The sequence below is a fragment of the Candidatus Lernaella stagnicola genome, assembly GCA_030765525.1.
GTDB lineage: Bacteria > Lernaellota > Lernaellaia > Lernaellales > Lernaellaceae > Lernaella > Lernaella stagnicola.
Genome location: JAVCCK010000003.1, coordinates 215,518 through 231,884, shown reverse-complemented (window position 1 = coordinate 231,884; position 16,367 = coordinate 215,518). Strand labels below are relative to the sequence as shown.

Annotated in this window: 11 protein-coding genes; 8 read left to right on the top strand and 3 right to left on the bottom strand. The window is 59.7% G+C overall.

Going from position 1 to position 16,367, the window contains the following annotated elements; translation table 11 throughout:
* Position 1: 1 nt before the first annotated feature.
* The 4 genes from lpxB to P9L99_01555 are packed head-to-tail and all read left to right on the top strand — an operon-like array spanning position 2 to position 6,412.
* Positions 2 to 1,852, top strand: coding sequence for a lipid-A-disaccharide synthase (gene lpxB / locus P9L99_01570; GenBank protein MDP8222023.1), 1,851 nt, complete (start codon positions 2 to 4; stop codon positions 1,850 to 1,852).
* A complete protein-coding gene (msbA, locus tag P9L99_01565) occupies positions 1,845 to 3,626 on the top strand; it encodes a lipid A export permease/ATP-binding protein MsbA (GenBank protein ID MDP8222022.1) in 1,782 nt (593 codons plus the stop codon). Before lpxB ends, msbA begins: the two co-directional genes overlap by 8 nt.
* 3 nt (positions 3,627 to 3,629) lie before the next feature.
* Entirely contained in the window at positions 3,630 to 5,153 is a 1,524-nt protein-coding gene (locus P9L99_01560; GenBank protein ID MDP8222021.1) for a glycosyltransferase family 39 protein, read from the top strand.
* Positions 5,150 to 6,412, top strand: a complete 1,263-nt coding sequence (locus P9L99_01555; protein MDP8222020.1) for a glycosyltransferase N-terminal domain-containing protein — start codon at positions 5,150 to 5,152, stop codon at positions 6,410 to 6,412. The genes P9L99_01560 and P9L99_01555 overlap by 4 nt, the downstream gene beginning before the upstream one ends.
* An 8-nt stretch (positions 6,413 to 6,420) precedes the next feature.
* Here P9L99_01555 and P9L99_01550 read toward each other — a convergent pair whose 3' ends face one another.
* From P9L99_01550 to P9L99_01540, 3 genes are all read right to left on the bottom strand, one after another.
* Positions 6,421 to 9,042 carry a hypothetical protein gene (locus P9L99_01550; GenBank protein ID MDP8222019.1) on the bottom strand — a complete coding sequence of 874 codons (2,622 nt, stop codon included), beginning with the start codon at positions 9,040 to 9,042 and terminating at the stop codon, positions 6,421 to 6,423.
* 63 nt (positions 9,043 to 9,105) lie between these two features.
* Entirely contained in the window at positions 9,106 to 11,337 is a 2,232-nt protein-coding gene (locus P9L99_01545; protein ID MDP8222018.1) for a transglycosylase SLT domain-containing protein, read from the bottom strand.
* Between the two features lie 96 nt (positions 11,338 to 11,433).
* Positions 11,434 to 11,706, bottom strand: a complete 273-nt coding sequence (locus P9L99_01540; GenBank protein ID MDP8222017.1) for a hypothetical protein — start codon at positions 11,704 to 11,706, stop codon at positions 11,434 to 11,436.
* Between the two features lie 160 nt (positions 11,707 to 11,866).
* On the opposite strand from P9L99_01540, the gene rsmD reads away from it, so the two are divergent.
* From rsmD to P9L99_01520, 4 genes are all read left to right on the top strand, one after another.
* Positions 11,867 to 12,421 (top strand): 16S rRNA (guanine(966)-N(2))-methyltransferase RsmD, encoded by a 555-nt coding sequence (gene rsmD / locus P9L99_01535; GenBank protein ID MDP8222016.1) that lies wholly within the window; start codon positions 11,867 to 11,869, stop codon positions 12,419 to 12,421.
* Positions 12,418 to 12,924, top strand: a complete 507-nt coding sequence (gene coaD, locus P9L99_01530) for a pantetheine-phosphate adenylyltransferase (protein ID MDP8222015.1) — start codon at positions 12,418 to 12,420, stop codon at positions 12,922 to 12,924. Before rsmD ends, coaD begins: the two co-directional genes overlap by 4 nt.
* A gap of 12 nt (positions 12,925 to 12,936) precedes the next feature.
* A complete protein-coding gene (locus P9L99_01525; GenBank protein MDP8222014.1) occupies positions 12,937 to 14,130 on the top strand; it encodes a pyridoxal phosphate-dependent aminotransferase in 1,194 nt (397 codons plus the stop codon).
* Positions 14,131 to 14,275: 145 nt separating this feature from the next.
* The gene (locus P9L99_01520) at positions 14,276 to 16,315 is read left to right on the top strand and encodes a cytochrome c3 family protein (GenBank protein MDP8222013.1); all 2,040 of its coding nucleotides are present in this window, start codon (positions 14,276 to 14,278) and stop codon (positions 16,313 to 16,315) included.
* The last annotated feature ends 52 nt before the right edge of the window (positions 16,316 to 16,367 follow it).

Genomic DNA, 16,367 nt, shown 5'->3' with positions numbered 1-16,367 from the left:
CGTGGTCGAGCGGATCGCCGAAATCGACCGCTATCTCTTCTGCCTGATCAACAGCGGGTGGTCGAATCCCGCGCTGGACACCATCTTCGGCGTACTGACCAACCTTGGTGACGGCCTCGTGTTGCCCATATTCGGCGCACTGGGCCTTTACGCCTTCGACCGTAAAAATTGGCCGAAAAACTTCCTGACACTCGGCATCGTTGTGCTGTTGGGCGGTTTGTGGGTGCAAATCGTCAAAGAACTCGTGATGCGTCCGCGACCGATGAACGAACCGTGGTTCGGCATCGACGCCGCCGAGGCGATCAAGACGCAGGTCGTTTGGTTCCTGAACAAGAACATCTACGCGTTGCACTCGCCCGATCCAAACCTTTCCGATTTTCGCTTCCTACATGTTATCGGCGCCCAGCTAGGCTCGCGATCCTATCCCAGCGGGCACTCGGCTGCCGTCTTCGGCGTGGCGACCGCGATCAGCTACGCCTACCGGCGGTGGACCTACCTGCTGTTCATACCGGCCGCCTTCATCGCGATAAGCCGGATTTACGTCGGCGTTCACTTTCCCGTTGACGTGACCGTGGGCGCGGCAATCGGCGTGATCAACTCATGGGCTCTATTGGATTGGTTGAAACCCTACACCGGCTTCGGATTGGTGCGGCCGAAAAACTGGGCGCCGTCATCTTCGCCACCGGACGAGCCGCTTATCATGATCGTGGCCGGGGAAGCCAGCGCCGATACCTATGCCGCCCGGCTGATCCGCGCCATCCGCGAAAAAACCCCCGGTGCAAAGTTTGTGGGAGTGGGCGGCGAGCAAGCCGTGGGCGCGGGCCTCACCGCGCTGGGCAAAGCCGAAGAAATCGCCATCGTCGGCTTCACCGGCGTCGTGTCGGGTTTGTTCGCGCTGCGCCGCGTATACCGGGCGCTTCTCAAGGCGATGGACGAGCGTCGCCCCGACGTGCTGGTTTGCCTTGATTTACCCGACTTCAATCTAGCGTTGGCCAACCAGGCCAAGGGGCGGGGAATTCCGGTCGTGTACTACATCAGCCCGCAGGTATGGGCGTGGCGCACCGGGCGCATTGTCACCATTGCCGACCGCATCGATCATATGGTCGTGGCGCTACCCTTCGAGCGGGAACTCTACGAAAAACAAGACGTGGCCAGCAGTTTCTTCGGCCATCCGATCATGGAAACCATTGCGGCGTCGGCACCGGAGCGCGCGGCAACACGAAACCAACTCGGCCTCGATCCGGAACGCCCGGTCTTGGTGTTGGCGCCGGGCAGCCGCAAGAACGAAATTCTCCATTTGGCGCCGGTGCTGGCCGAAACGGCGGCGCTGGTGCGTGATGGAAACCCCGATGTCCAGTTCGTCGTGCCCTTAGCGCCGACGGTCGCCGAACAGGACGTGCGCCCGTACTTTTCCCGGTATGACGTCGAGGCGAAGTACTTGCGTGATGATTTTTTCACTCTGTTGGCCGTGGCCGACGCGGGCGTCATTACCAGCGGTACCGCCACGCTTGAGGCGGCCTTGGCCCGTTTGCCCCACGTCGTGGTCTACCGCGGCAACCGGCTCAACTTCGCGTTGGCCCGGCGTCTGGTAAAGACGGACAAGATCGGTCTGCCGAACATCGTTTTGGACCGGATTGCATTTCGCGAACTCATTCAGGAAGATTGCACGCCCGAGATCGTGGCAGCCGAAGCGCAGGATTTGTTGCGTGACGGCCCGGCCCGTGATGCCGCTTTGGAGGCTTGCGACCAAGTGCGCGCGGCGCTGACCCGTGGCGAAGTGAGCGCCCACGTGGCGGACGTCGTGCTTGATTTTGTGACGCGGCGGCACAGCCAAAAGGCAGTGAATGGCTAAAAAAGCGAGAGTCAAATTCTGGAAGGGCGAGGGCTGGCAGGAATTCCTGCGGCTGCTCGTCTACTTTAAGCCGTACACGGCGCTGGTGACCGTCGCTTTCGGCTGCGCGCTGCTGGTATCGGGCGCGGGTAGCGCCACCGCGTATCTGGTGAAGCCGGCAATGGACCGCATCTTCGCCAACCCCGACAAAAGCGAAGCCCGCATGTGGCTGCAGTTTCTGCCGTTTCTCGTCATTGGCATCTACGCGATGAAGGGCGTTTTCCGCTTCGTGCAAAACTACGTGTTGCGCGTGGTCGGCCAGCGTGTGATTCGCCGCATTCGCCAGGAGCTCTACGAAAAATACCAGATGCTCTCCGTCGACTACTACACGGATACCAACACGGGCGTGATGATGAGCCGCATCACCAACGACGTGAACATGATGGAGCGCGCGGTTTCCTCACTGACGAATTTGTTTCGCGAACCGGTGACGATTTTGGGTTTGGCGATTGTCGCGATCTTCATGTGGTGGGACATGGCGCTGATCATCATCGTCCTGTTTTCGCTGACGGCGTATCCGATCGTGCGTTTCGGCAAGAAGGTGCGCAAGTACACCAAGCGCGGCCAGGAGTCGATGGGCGAGTTGACTTCGATCCTGAAGGAAAACTTCACGGGTATTCGGGTCATCAAAGCCTTCGCGATGGAGAAGTACGAGCAGCAGCGCTTCGACGATGAAAACCAGCGCAACTACTCCGCGAACGTCAAACGTGTCAAATGGGAGGAAATCACGGCGCCCGCAATCGAGGCGCTGGGCAGCTTGGCGGCCGCGGCGGTGATTTTCTACGGCGGTATGCAAGTGATCGGCGACAAGATCTCGCCGGGTAGTTTTTTCAGTTTCCTCGCCGCGCTCGGCATGATGTACGAACCGATTAAGCGCACCGGGCGCATGAACAACGCGTTTCAATCGGCGTTGGCCGCGGCGCAGCGGGTGTTCGAAGTCGTGGATACAGTGGCCACGGTTGCCGACCCCCCGGGGGCACGGGAACTGCCGCCGGTCCGCGACGGCGTCCATCTGGAGAATGTTCATTTCCATTACGGCGATCCCAACGAGGCGGTCCTGCGCGGCGTGGACTTGGACGTGAAAATCGGCCAGACGGTGGCGATTGTCGGCGGCAGCGGCGCCGGGAAGACGACGCTTATCAATTTGATTCCCCGCTTCTACGACACGACCGGTGGGCGCGTGCTGATCGACGGCCACGATATTCGTGAACTGCGGTTGGAATCGCTGCGTCTGCAAATCGCCCTGGTGACCCAAGATACCTTCCTGTTCGACGACACGGTTCGCAACAACATCGCCTACGGGCAGGCGGAGGCCGAGTTCGACAAAGTCGTGCGCGTGGCCGAAATGGCGCATGCCCACGAGTTCATCACGTCCTTCCCCAACGGCTACGACACCCGCATCGGCGAACTGGGCGTGAAGCTCTCCGGCGGGCAACGCCAACGGCTGGCCATCGCGCGGGCGCTGTTCAAAAACGCGCCGATTCTCATTCTCGACGAGGCGACCAGCGCCCTAGATACCGAGTCCGAGCGCGAGGTGCAGCATGCGCTGGAAAACCTCATGCGCGGGCGTACGACCTTTGTGATTGCGCACCGACTTTCCACGATCCGCCGCGCCGACCGCATCGTCGTGTTGCGCGACGGGCAGGTCGTCGAAGATGGCGACCACGACGCGTTGATGGCGCGCAACGGCGAATACGCGCGCCTTTACAATCTGCAATTTCACGACCACGATTAGAGCGTGCGAAGCACTTTCCTCCGATTACTGGCCATCCTCGGCGCGATTCACCTCGTGCGGCTTATCGTTTCGCTGGGCGTCGGCATCATTCCCGATGAAGCCTACTACTGGACGTGGGGCCTGCAGCTTGACTGGTGCTATTGGGATCAACCCGGCGGCATCGCCTGGCTGCATGGCGGGTGGTCGGCGCTCTTCGGCAGTGGCTTGGTGTCGCTGCGGGTGCTGGCGACCCTCTGCTCCCTGGCCGGTTCGTTGTTGGTTTTCGGACTCGTACGGCGAACGATAGACGAGCAAACCGCATTTTGGGCGGCGCTACTCATGCAGGCGGTACCGCTTTTCGGAGCGGGCGGTGCGTTGGTTATGCACGACAGCTTGATGCTGCCGCTGATCGCCGCGGCGTGGTGGGTCCTCGCGCGCACGATACTCGACGATCGCCCGCGAGGTTGGATTGTCGTCGGCGCACTGCTGGCGCTGGCGCTCTATGCGAAGCTCAGCGCCATCATTTTCGCGTTCGGTTTGGTGACGACCGCGACACTAGATCCCGTTGGCCGACGCCATTTTAGGTCGCCGTGGCCGTATTTTGGGGCCGCAACGGTCGCAATTTGTGTCGTACCGGTCATCAAATGGAACGAAATGCATCAATGGGTCACATTTTTCGCCGTGCGAAAGCTGGCCGTCGACCCGGATATTGTGGGATGGCAACGGCTGCTTTCCCTCGGCGACTACCTCCTGGCGCAGTTGGGTATCGTCTCCCCCATTCTCGCTGTGCTCGGTTTTCTCGGCGCGCTATGGGCAGTGCGACAACGGGGCGAGCCATCCCGCGGCCTTCGGTTGCTGGCGGTGCCGGCCCTGTTTATCGCCGCCTACTTCGCGGTCAACAGTCTGCGGGCGAAAGTGCAAGGCAATTGGCCTGCCGTGATGTGGTTGGGTTTTCTGCCGCTGGCTATTGCATACGTCAAAGCCCGCGGTGATCGGATGCGCCGAGTCTTTGTGATCGGTCTGACCATTTCGTTGCTTGGACTCATCGCCGTGTATTTACAGGCGTTGTTGGGCGTTGTGCCCTTGAAGCCGGACATGAGCGACCAATCCTTTGGCTGGGGCGACGTAGCGCGACAAGTGCAGGAAAGGCGACAGTCGTTCGAAGGCGTACAACTGGCGACCAAGACCTATCAGACCGCCGCCGAACTGCGCTATCATTTGCCGGACCACCCGCCGATTTATACTGCGGATTACGCGCATCGCGGCAGTCAGTTTACGCTGTGGCAGGATTTTCGGAATTTGGCCGGGCGGGACGTGCTTTTCGTAGAAGAAGGGGGCATGCCGCGAAAATTCGCCCGGCATTTCGAGGAGGTGACCGAGTTGCCGCCGATCTTCCGCTTGCGAGGGAGTAAGAAAGTGGAGACATTGCGCGTCTATCATGCGCGTAATTTCCGGTTGGAAGGACAGGAGGCATTCTATATGCGGGATCCGGTCGGCCATCACCTGGAGCGACAGCGCCGGCGGATGGAAAGGAGCGCCGCGCCGTGATTTTCCTGTTTATCTACGCCCTGTTGGGAGTGCACCTCGCGCCCGCCGTGTTTTTCGTCGTGGTCGTTCTCGGCTTATTCAAACCAGGATTATGGGACGGTCTCGCCGCGCGTTTCGGCTTCGTGCCGCGCCGGACGGGCGAACGCCCGGTCGTCGTTTGGTGCGCTTCGCTGGGTGAGGTGAACACGGCGCAGGGCCTGATTCGCCGCTTCCTCAACGAAGGCGGCGCGCCGGTGCTGGTGGCGACGTTTACGCCGTCTGGATACGCCCGGGCGCGTGAATTGTTCGGCGAGCGAATCGCGACGATCGTGCCCGTCGATATTGCGCCGTTGGCGTATCGTTGGATGCGGCGGGTTGAACCGCGTTTGCTCGTGCTGTTCGAGACCGAATTGTGGCCGTGCGCAATTTTTGCGGCGCGGCGGACGGGCGCGAAAGTGGTGCTGGTCAACGGCCGTTTGTCGGACAGGAGTTATCGTTGGTATCGGATCATCCGTTGTGGTATGCGACCGGCGTTGGAGAAGTTGACCGCCGTTTTTCCGCAAAGCGACCTTTTCGCCAAGCGCTTTGCCGCATTGGGTGTTTCATCGGACAGAATGCAGGTGTTGGGTAGCTTGAAGTTCGACGTCGTCGCGCCTCCCGCGCCGAAAGAGGCGGCATACTACGAAAAATTCGCCGAAGGACGACGCGTTTTCGTGGCGGGATCGACGCACCCGGGCGAAGAGTCGCTGGTTGCGCAGGCCGTGTTTGAATTGCGTAAAACGCATCCCGATTTGGCTCTCGTCATCGCTCCGCGCCACGTTAATCGTTGCGACGAAGCGGCAGCGGATATTATGCGAAGCGGCTTGTCCCTGGCGCGGCGCGCGAGTTCCCGCGTCGAGGAAGCGGCGGAGGCCGACGTGCTTCTGGTTGATGTGCTCGGCGAACTTTCCTGGGTGTATGGAATTGGATTCGCCGCGTTCGTCGGCGGTTCGTTTGGGCGACGCGGCGGACAAAACGTGTTAGAGGCGGCGGTGCACGGCGTGCCGGTCGTGGTCGGGCCCTACACCCCGAATTTCCGCATGGAGGTCGCGGCGCTGCGGGCCGCGGGTGGCTTGACGGTGGTGGCGTCCGGGGTGGAACTCGCCGGGACGATCGAACTCTGGCTCAGCGATGCGGACGCGAGACAGACCGCCGGAACTGCGGCGCGCAGTGCGCTCGAATCTCACCAAGGCACCGTGGCGCGCACGTTCCAAGCTCTACAGGATTTACTCGACCGCTAGGGAAGCTTTCACTCAGCCGAAAGGTTGCGCAACGCGTCCTGGGCCGCCCGGGAGACATTGGCGTTGGCGTCGTGCGTAAACTTGCTGACGATGGATTTCGTGTCCTCGCCGCCGATGTTGCCGAGGGCGCGCAGGATGGCGGCGATGACTTTCTCGTTGGGACCGCGCTTGAACAAGCCGGCCAGCCCGCCCGGTTTAAGGGTTTTCTTGAGCGGGGGCACGGCACGCTCGTCGCCGATACGGCCGAACGCGCTGATGAGCTCCAAAGCCCATTCCTCATCGCGATCGACCAGGCCGGGTTCCAGCAGTCCCAACATGTATTCGATTGCCTGCGGTGAGCGGCGATGTCCCATGTGGTTGATGACGATCCGCCGGCTGCCTTCGTCGAGTTTCGGCAACATTTCGGCAAGGATTCCGTCGGCATTGTCGTTGCCGATTTTCACGAGCGTGGACAAACAGACTTTGCGCACCTGCTCGTTTTCATGCTTGGCGTGAGCGGCAACGGCGCGCTCGATGCCTTCGGGTAGGGCGCCGGCGGCCTTCATATCGCCGGCCAGGTGAATCAGGTTGCGCACGAAATACCAGGGGTGTTCCGGTTTCGACAGGTGGTCGCGGATTTGCGGGCCGGCGGCCTCGGGTATGCGAGTCAAGACATGCATCGCCTTTTTCCGCACGCGCATTTCTTCACTGTTGAGCAACAAATCGAACATCGTCATCACCGTCCGCGATTCATCGATACGCAGCAGAATCTGCAGGGCAAGGTCCGATTGTTTCTCGTCGGCCTCGGTGAACTGTTTCACCAGGTGGTCGAGCAATTCGGCGTGGGAGGTGATCTTTTTCTCGGCCATTTCGAGGAACTTGATTTTGACCGGATTATCTTCGTTGTCTTTCAGCGTGCTGATACCCTTGAAGACTTGAATGGCCAGATTGAAGTGACCTTCGTCGATCAAGCGGCCGAGGTCGGAAACCAGTGCGGCCAAGAACGCGGCGAAGACTCTTTGCTCCTTCTCGCGGCGGAAGTCGCGCAGCAGCAACCCGAAAATCGTACCGTGAAGAAGGTGGGCGTTCGCGTCCAGCAATTGTTGGCTAACCCGTACGATGGTGCCGGCCACGCGCAGACGGGTTTGTTCGTCCTCGCTTTGCACGTTCATATTGAGCTTTTCAAGAATCTTCTTGGCAACGTCCGGGCGCTTCATATCCACCAGGCGCAACAACAAGTCGGGGATGAAAGCCTCGATCTTTTCCTCGACAAGGAACGAGGGATCCTTCGACAATAACCGCCGCACTTTAAGAATGAGAAGCTTTTCCGGGGTCGGTGCTTCCTCGCGGAAATTGTGCACAACCGCCAACGCGCGGCGTGCTTTCTCCTCCAATTCCGGAGGTGATTTTTGGCGGCGGATTACGCCGAGCAGCTTCTTTAGCAGGTCCTCGGCTTTCTCCACTTCGGTTGATTCGACCTCGAAATCGGCCGGCGAAAGCCCTTCAATCCACCGCTGATACTTGCCCAAAAAGAGGTCGATGAGCGCCGATTTTTTCTTGAGCGAAAGTGTGGAGATGACGTGCGCTTTTAGTTCTTTATCGTGCGCGGGATTGTCGGCGAGGCGCGACAAGAGCATCTGACCGAGCGTGCGCGTCTTGAAATTCGTGACGATCGTCAGGAAGTCGTTGAGCAGCTTGGTTCGGACTGCCGGTTGCTTAAAACCGAAAATCGCTTGGCTGATTCCCTCGAAAGTCTTGGTCAGTTTGTGGACGCGATCGTCGCGTTCAGACTCGGCAGCATCCTGCCGCACGGTCAGAGTCTGCGACCGGATGGCGTCGAATAGTTCCGGACTCAGCGAGGGGGCGATATCGGCGGCGACGGCAACGGTTGTCATGTCCGTATCGGGCATCTCTTCGACTTGACGTATGTCCTCGTTGAACGCTTCGAGCATGCTGGAAATCAACGGGCCGACTTTATCGTAGTCGATGTTTTTCGCATCGGCGAGTTTGTCGAAATCGATGCGGCTTTTGATTTCCTTTAGCTTGGCTTCGGGAATCGCGAGTTCGCCGTCGCGCAATTTGGTCAGCAAATACTTAATGAAGGTGCTGTCTTGAAACCCCTCCGCGCTGATCGTCATATCGTCCCGCAAACCTTCCAGAGCGTTTATCTCCGCGACGACTTGGTCCTTGCGAATCGCCACGAAAACCTTGGCGTCAATGGTTATGTGTTCCACGCCGGTTTGTTGAAGCAGGTCGTTGATGGCGCCCATGGTCTTGAGCTCGTCCGGGTGGTGACCAAGCAACTCGATGAAATCTTTTAATTCCCGGGCGGTCAGCCCTTTGCTGAAAGTCAAACTGCGAACGTTGCGGTCCATGATGGTGGAAAGAAAGCGTACGACAAAGGCGAGGTTGGCCAACTTCTCCGGTAGCCGCTCGTCGTTGATCAGAATCTGCTTTTCGCTCTCGCTGACGGTGAACGAATCCATCTCTTCGAAAATTCGATCGAATTGCGAAGTGGCTCGTTCCAACGCCATTTTGATCAACGATGAACCCGTTGGATAACGCCTGATGTTGATGATTGTGCCACCGATCGCCTGAATCGAATCGAGGATCAACTTCAGTTGGTCGGGAGTGAGCGGTTGGCTACTCATCGTTTTCCACTACCTTTTGTGACTCAAAACCAAACAAATACATGGGAACCCAATTGAGCCATTTTAGCCTGAGTTATCGCGACTCTGCAACAGAACCTCGTACTTTTTCATCGAAGTCAAAACGCGGCGCACATATCGATTCGTCTCCTGGTAAACAATTTCCGCGACGAACTGGGTTTGAGCGGCATCCCGTTTGTTGCGCAGCCACTTCCCGACCGCTTTCGGACCCGCGTTATATGCGGCGATGGCGTACGCCGGATCGCCGCCCAGTTCATCGAGCAAGTGCCGCAAATACCAGCAGCCAAATCGAATATTGGTCTCCGGATCGTACAAACTGTCTTCATCGTAGGCTTCGCCCAATCCTTGGGCAATCTGCGCCCCGGTTTGCGGAAGAATTTGCATCAAGCCCACCGCATACGCCGGGCTGACCACCTGCGCGCGGTATCCGGATTCATGCAGAATGATCGCAAAGGGAAGGGCAGGCGGTAGCCGGAATTGCTTGGCGTACTGCAATACCCAATCCTCGTAGCCGAGCGGCAGGTAGTACGGGTAATAGCCGTCCAACAACGAAACCCGAGAATTCTTGACGTAGTGATACACCCCGCCGCGGTACGCGCACTTGCGCGCCAGATCGTAGCGCTTGGCTCGGCGACAGATCTCGGCCAGCGCGTAATCTTCCGGCGGCGACAGCTTCTTGGGCAATTGCACGAACACCAATTCCGCCCCCGCCGCGCGCCACAAGCCGACGTCGGTCAGTTCGATGACGTGTCCCAGGGAATTTTTCAGTTCGTCGTATTCACGCCACCAACCGGCCGGCGGAGGTGCCAACGAGTAGCCGCCGGCGGCGGGCCGGGCCATATGGTCTTTCAAGTCGATGTACGGCGCCTTGCGTTGACGCAGTATGTCCGCGGCTAGAACCCCGTAGTAGTCGTGCGGGCGGTCCTTGTTGAGGCGATGCAGGGCCGCGAGGCCTTTCTCGACGCCTCCGGATTCCAGCAGCGCACGACCGCGCCAATATTTGTAGCGCCACGTTTCCTGAAAACGTCGGTTCGCCGCCGCTTGGGTGAAATAATTGATGGCGGTTTTTTTATGGCCCCGTTGAAAGGCCGTCCAACCGGCGAGCCAGCACGCCAGTTCGTTGCGGTTGCGGGTGGCTTGGCAACGCTTGGCGAAATAGGCGTGAGCTTTCGCGTAATCTCTTTCCTCGATGGCCAGCCAAGCTTTCTGGTAAGCGGCGGTCAAATGATAGGAGCCGGAGCCGTGCCGCGACACCCTGTCGTAGGCGCGCTTCACACCCTTGGCGTCGCCCAAGCGGGCGTACAATTTGCCCAGCTCGTGCAGGTTTTCCGCCGTTGGGGTTCCGCCGGCTGCAAACCTTTTTTCGTAGTAGACAACGGCCTGCTCGTTGTGGTGCGTACGGTAAAGCGAGTAGCCGGCCAGGCGCCACAATTCGCTCGTGGGGGCGACCGGCTTGCCGGCCCGGGTGCGCAGCGTCACCGAAGCGTGCAGCGCCGCCGCGGCTTGCTCGTACATATCCTTCTTCAACATGCGGCGACCGAGTTCTTCGGCATGCCGCGCCTGTGCGGGAAGGTCGCCGGGCAGCGCCCACTGATGATAGAGCGTCATGGCGCGTATTGTGTAGCGATGCGGGGGCAATTCGTTCAGCAGGCGTTTGGCCAGCGTAACGGCCGAGGCGTTCTGCCCCATCTCGTGTTGAAGTTCGGCGGCGCGCAGCAAATGAAAGGCTTTGCGGTTGACATCACCGCCCTCGTTGCCGGCGGTTAAGTGCAAGCGAACGGCGGTTTGCTTATCGCCGGCTTGGTCATGCGCCTTGGCCAGGCGATCCAAAACTCGCAATGCGACGGCGCGCGCACCGTGACTTTGCTGCAAAATGCGCAGCGTCTTGATGGCATCGGTATGCCGACCGGCCGCCGATTGCAGTCGCGCGGCTTCATCCAGGGCGCCATCGGCAACCGTTGGATAGGCTTGCGCGGCTCTTAAGAACAACGTGGCGGCGGCGATTGCGTCCCCCGCTTGCTCGGCCGCGCGGGCGCGGGCGACGTAGTGCGTGGCTCCCGGTTTGCCGGGGATCAAGGGTTCGGGCGTGGTCTCGGCAACCGGCGTCGGGGTCGGGGTTGGTGTGATCTCTCCGATTTCGACCGGCGGCTTGTCACCCATAGCCAAGGCGGCCCGCTGGTCGCAAGCCAAAACGAAGACCGCAATAGTCGCAAGCGCCACGGCCATCATGGCGGCAAAGAGCTGCGATCCGAAACGTCTGCAGGGTCGTGATTTCATGGGGATTGAGGGTATCACAAACATCACCGCAGCGGTAATTTCTTCAGGGGGTAGACCCGGAAAAAAGCGGAGCCGAAGGAAATTCGCCGGACGTCACTACAGTTGGATGCGGCGGGATTTGGCGAATCCCTGAATGACCATTTTTGCTTTGCGCAAATTTCCCAAGCGAAAGTGCTTCTTGCGCGTGCCGTCGAAGTCGTCATCGGCGATGATTTCGTTGCGGACCTCACGCTCCATCACGGTGAGAAAATTCAACACTTCCCGTAGCTTCTCCGGCGTTTTGAACCGACGAAGATTAGCTGAAGTGAAATTCATGTAACCATCAGCCACGGCTTTCGCCATCTCTCTCGGACTGCCGCCGAACGCCACGTTGGCCTCCTACTTGGTTGTTTTTCAAACCCTAACGTGCCCCAACTTCGGAAGCAAGTAGCAAGCGGCGGAAAGGCGCGCGGACGTTGCGCCGAACGGGCGATTTGTTTAGTATCGCTGCGTATTTCGGCGCGGTGCGCCGCGCGGGTGGAGGACGGGCATGCGAATCACCGGCGGAGAACTTCGCGGCCGGCGTTTGCATACCCCGGCTTCCAAGTATTTGCGACCGGCCTTGGAGCGGGTTCGGGAAGCGATCTTCAACATTCTCGGACCGCGGCTGGACGGCGCGAGGGTGCTCGACAGCTTCGCCGGCACCGGTCTGTTGGGGCTGGAATGTCTGTCGCGCGGTTCGGCTTTTGTGACCTTTGTGGAGTTGCACAAGCCGACGAGCCGGCATCTGGCGGCGTTGCTGCCCGCCTGGGGGCTGGAAGAGCGCGCGCGCCTGATTGTCGGCGACTTTCTTCGGGTGGCGCCGCGTTTGGCTGAGGACGGGCCGTACGACGTGGTATTTGTCGACCCCCCTTATCCAAAGGGACTGATAGATCGTTCGTTGGAAATCGTTGCCCAGTGCAAACTCGTGGCGCCCGACGGCCGGGTCGTGGCCAAGCAGCACCACAAGGAAGCGCTGGTTGCCCCGGTGGGGCTTTCAATCGTGGATCAGCGGACTTACGGTGATTCGAAAGTTACCTTTTTGACGGCGAGGGACACAACATGAGCGGTGGGAAACTAGCGGTATACGCCGGGAGCTTTGATCCGATTACAAACGGGCATGTGGATTTGATCAGACGGGCGCGTTGCGCCTTTGAGAATTTGATCATCGGCGTGGCCGTCAATCCACGAAAAAAGTACTTGTTTACGCCCGAAGAACGAATCGGGATGATTCGCGAAACCTTGGCCGACACGCGAATTCGCGTCGAAGCTTTTTCGGATCTGTTGATACATTACCTGATGAAAATAAACGCGAACGTGATCATCCGCGGCCTGCGGGCCGTGACCGATTTCGATTACGAATTCCAAATGGCGCTGACCAATCACAAGCTCGCGCCGAATATCGAAACCTTCTTCTTGATGGCCAGCGAACCGCACGTCTATTTATCCTCGAGCATGGTCAAGGAGATCGTGTATTTCAACGGCGACGTTTCCAGCATGGTGCCGCCGAACGTGCTCGAGGTGTTGCGAAGCAAGGTCGATCAAGTCAAAAAAGAACACATCGGATAGTCGAGGAATGCGATGACGTATGCCAAACGCGTGGGACAACTGAACCCGTCGATCACCCTGGCGGTTTCCGCCAAAGCCAAAGCGCTCAAAGCCGCCGGCGAAGACGTTGTGGCATTCGGCGCCGGCGAACCCGATTTCGATACGCCGGAGCACATCAAGGAAGCCGCCATCCAAGCCTTGCGTGACGGGATGACGCGCTACCTGCCTGCCGCCGGATGGCCGCCGCTGCGCGAAGCGGTCGCCGAGCGCTACACCCGCCTGTACGGCCTGCCGATGACCGGCAAAAACACGGTGATCACCGTGGGCGGCAAGCACGCGCTGTACAACATCTTTCAACTGCTGCTCGACCCGGGCGACGAGGCCATCATTCCGGCGCCCTATTGGGTGAGTTATCCGGAAATGGTGCGCCTGGCCGAAGGCGAGCCGGTGATCATCCCGACGACCGAGAAATCCGGTTTCCGTATCACGCCGGACCAGTTGCGCGACGCGATCAACTACCGCACGAGGGTCGTGGTGCTCAACAGCCCCTCGAATCCGACCGGTGCGGCCTACACGAAAAAGCAGTTGGCGGCGCTGGCGCAAATTGCGGTGGACAAGAAACTCTGGATCATTTCCGATGAAATTTACGAGGAACTGACCTACGGCCGCTTCCGTTTCACCAGCGTGCCTACGATCAGCCCGGAAATCGCGGCGCATACGCTGGTTGTGTCCGGCGCGGCGAAAACCTACGCCATGACCGGCTGGCGCATCGGCTGGGCGATCGGCCCGGAAGGTGTGATCGAAATGCTCGGCCGGCTGCAAAGCCAGCAAACCTCCAACGCCACCAGCTTCGCCCAGGCCGGGGCGCGTGCGGCGCTCATCGGACCGCAGGATTGCGTCAAGACAATGAAGGCCGCGTTCACTCAGCGGCGCCAGTACATTCTCGATCGCTTGTGCGAGATTCCCCACGTGCCGTGCCCGGAGCCCGAGGGCGCGTTTTACGTCTTTCCCAACTTCTCGCACTACTACGGTAAGAAGGCGGGCAAGAAGGTGATCGACGGCTCGCTGGCGCTGTGCGACTACCTGCTCGATGCGGTGAAGGTGGCGGCAGTGCCCGGCATCGGCTTTGGCGCCGACGAGAACATCCGCCTCAGCTACGCCACGAGCCTCGACCAGATCCAGGAAGGCCTCGACCGCATTCAGGAAGCCGTGCGGGCGCTGAAGTAGGTGACGCGCGTTTATCCGCGGCGTATCGCAATCGGTCGCCCGGGCGCAGGAATAGGAAGCGGAAGTCATCAAATTATTGACTTTCCGGCGTTTCTTTGGTTTAAAATTGAGTGAACGCTCATTCAGCAGCCGAGGTGGTCTCAACATGCCAATCCAAAACGCGAGGACGCGACGCCTTATCTTCGCCCTGACGGTTCTTCTGTGCCTGGCCGTAACCTGGGCCCTGGCCGACGAACCGGCGTCGACGCCCAAGCCGACAACGCAGGACTGCATGGGATGCCACGACGGCATGGCGGCCGAGGCGGGGCCGGAAGAAAAGGCGGAGATGCTCGAGCCGAATCCGCCTGAGTGGAAAGTCGAAGGCCCCAAGGCCGGGGCCAAGCGCGCGGGCGTCTCGCTGACCATCGATTTGAAAAAGATGAAAGACGCCGTGCACGGCACCGACTGCCTGGGCTGTCACGCCGACATCACCAAACTCAATCACAACGCCAAACTCCAACCGGTCAAATGCGGCAACTGTCACGACGACTACGTCGAGGCGTATTTCAGCTCCGCCCATTGGCGCGCGGCGAAGGAAGGGAACGTCAATTCTCCCGTTTGCGCCGACTGCCACGGCGCCCATTACATGGTGTCGCCCAGCGAAGAGGGCAGTAGCGTCTACCGGGAAAACGTCGCCAAAACCTGCGGCCAGTGCCACGCGACCGACAAACTGCCGGGGCATCAAAGGGCAGGGGCGCTCGAGGAATGGAACGGCAGCATTCACGCTCAGCGCAAAGACGGCAAGCGCGTCAACGCGACGTGCAACGACTGCCACAGCAGCCACGAGGTCGGCCCCTTCCGAGGTTCGGTGGCCAAAGCGAATATTTCGCGCACCTGCGGTAAGTGCCACGAGAAATCGCGGAAAGACTTCGAAGCCGGGGCGCACGGCGCGGCGCTGGCGGCGGGCAACTTATCGAGCCCGACGTGCACCGATTGTCACGGGGCGCATTTGGTCAAGGCCGTTTCGGATCCTGACTCGCAGGTCTACGGATACAAAGCGGTGCGCGGCGTCTGCGGCCAGTGCCATCAAGCCGAGCGGATCAACAGCCGCTTCGCGCTCAACACGAATGTCAACAAAACTTACGAAGACAGCTTCCACGGGCTGGCGCTGAAGAAAGGCGACCTGCGTTCGGCCGATTGCGCCAGTTGCCACGAGTCGCACTTGATTCTAAGTTCGAGCGATCCGAAAAGCAGCATTCACCCCGACAACCTGCAAACCACGTGCGGCAAGTGTCACCCGAGCATCGGCAAGGGCGCAGCGGTGGGCAAAATGCACTCGGTGCTCGACCGCAACGCGGATACGATCGGCGAAAAAGTGCAGTGGTGGGTGCGTTACGCATACTTGTTTTTGATTCCAGGCACCCTGGGCTTCATGTTCTTCCACAACCTGATCGACTGGCTCAAGAAGGTCCGCAAGCATTTGAGCCGCATGCGCGCGATGGGTGTGCACCAGCGCCTGACGCCGAATGAACGTTACCAGCACATCGTGCTGATGATCAGCTTCTCGCTGCTGGCGATCTCGGGCTTTGCGCTTACCTTCGGCTGGAAAATACCCGGTCTTTCCGGGGAAACGAACGAAACCTTACGCGCCTACGTGCACCGTATCGCTGCGCTGGGGATGGTCGGTTGGGCGTTGTTCCACTTCTATTGGGTGCTGGCGACCAAACGGGGCCGCGGCTACGTGCTGGGCATGATTCCCAAGCTCAAAGACGCCTACGACATGGTCTATACGATGGCCTACAACGTCGGGCTGTGGAAGAAAAAACCGAAATTCGAGCGGTTCAGCTACATCGAAAAAATGGAATACCTCGCCATGATCTGGGGCACGGCGGTGATGGTTATCACCGGCTTCATGTTGTGGTTCGAAGAGCCGATGCTTCGGTTCTTGCCGCTGTGGGCGCTCGATGTGGCGCACCTGGTGCATTACATGGAAGCGATCCTGGCGACGCTGGCGATTATCATTTGGCACTTCTACTCAGTGTTGCTCAATCCGGATGTCGCGCCGATGGCCACGCACTGGCTTACCGGCACGTTAACCGAGGAAGAAATGGAGCACGAGCACGCCGCCGAATGGGAGCGTATCAAGCGCGAAAAGCGCCTGGCGGCCCAAAAAGAGTCTGGCCAAGGCGAGGAAGATGTGCAATAATCCCGCCGCGTTGAGGATTTTGCCGGAATGGGCTGAACCATTCGGCTTTGTT

Bases quoted from the DNA above. Each gene is read 5' to 3' on its own strand.
- P9L99_01520 (MDP8222013.1), top strand. From the start codon at position 14,276: ATGCCAATCCAAAACGCGAGGACGCGACGCCTTATCTTCGCCCTGACG.
- P9L99_01525 (MDP8222014.1), top strand. From the start codon at position 12,937: ATGACGTATGCCAAACGCGTGGGACAACTGAACCCGTCGATCACCCTG.
- P9L99_01545 (MDP8222018.1), bottom strand. From the start codon at position 11,337: ATGAAATCACGACCCTGCAGACGTTTCGGATCGCAGCTCTTTGCCGCC.
- rsmD (MDP8222016.1), top strand. From the start codon at position 11,867: ATGCGAATCACCGGCGGAGAACTTCGCGGCCGGCGTTTGCATACCCCG.
- msbA (MDP8222022.1), top strand. From the start codon at position 1,845: ATGGCTAAAAAAGCGAGAGTCAAATTCTGGAAGGGCGAGGGCTGGCAG.
- P9L99_01550 (MDP8222019.1), bottom strand. From the start codon at position 9,042: ATGAGTAGCCAACCGCTCACTCCCGACCAACTGAAGTTGATCCTCGAT.
- coaD (MDP8222015.1), top strand. From the start codon at position 12,418: ATGAGCGGTGGGAAACTAGCGGTATACGCCGGGAGCTTTGATCCGATT.